The organism is Methylobacterium sp. WL103 (genome assembly GCF_008039885.1).
Taxonomy (GTDB): Bacteria; Pseudomonadota; Alphaproteobacteria; order Rhizobiales; family Beijerinckiaceae; genus Methylobacterium; species Methylobacterium cerastii.
In genome coordinates, this window is record NZ_VRUX01001219.1 from 1 (window position 1) to 563 (window position 563).

The following is a 563-nucleotide window of genomic DNA, read 5'->3' on the forward strand; positions in this document are numbered from 1 at the left end:
GCGCGGGCCTGTCCGACGCGACACCCTGCGCCACCCTGAACAAGGTCTGCGGGTCGGGCATGAAGGCGCTGATGCTCGGCCACGACATGATCGCGGCGGGCTCGGCCGAGACCGTGGTCGCGGGCGGCATGGAGTCGATGTCGAACGCGCCCTACCTCCTCGACAAGGCGCGGGCCGGCCAGCGCCTCGGCCATGGGCGCATGCTCGACCACATGTTCCTCGACGGGCTTGAGGACGCCTACGACCGCGGCCGGCTGATGGGCACCTTCGCCGAGGACACTGCGCAGCACTACCGGTTCACCCGGGAGGCGCAGGACGCCTACGCCCTCGAGTCGCTGGCCCGCGCCAAGCGCGCGACGGCCGACGGGGCCTTCGCCGACGAGATCGTCGCCGTCGGCGAGGCCAAGAGCGACGAGGGTCCGCGCAAGGCCCGGCCCGAGAAGATCCCGACCCTGAAGCCCGCCTTCCGCCCCGACGGCACCGTGACGGCGGCCAACGCCTCGTCGATCTCCGACGGCGCGGCGGCCCTGGTGCTGATGCGCCGGTCGCAGGCCGAGCGCGGC

General features: G+C 73.4%; 1 pseudogene. It reads left to right on the plus strand.

Features of this window, described 5'->3' with window-relative positions:
• Positions 1-563, plus strand: a pseudogene (locus FV222_RS28710) (acetyl-CoA C-acetyltransferase); the annotation flags it as partial.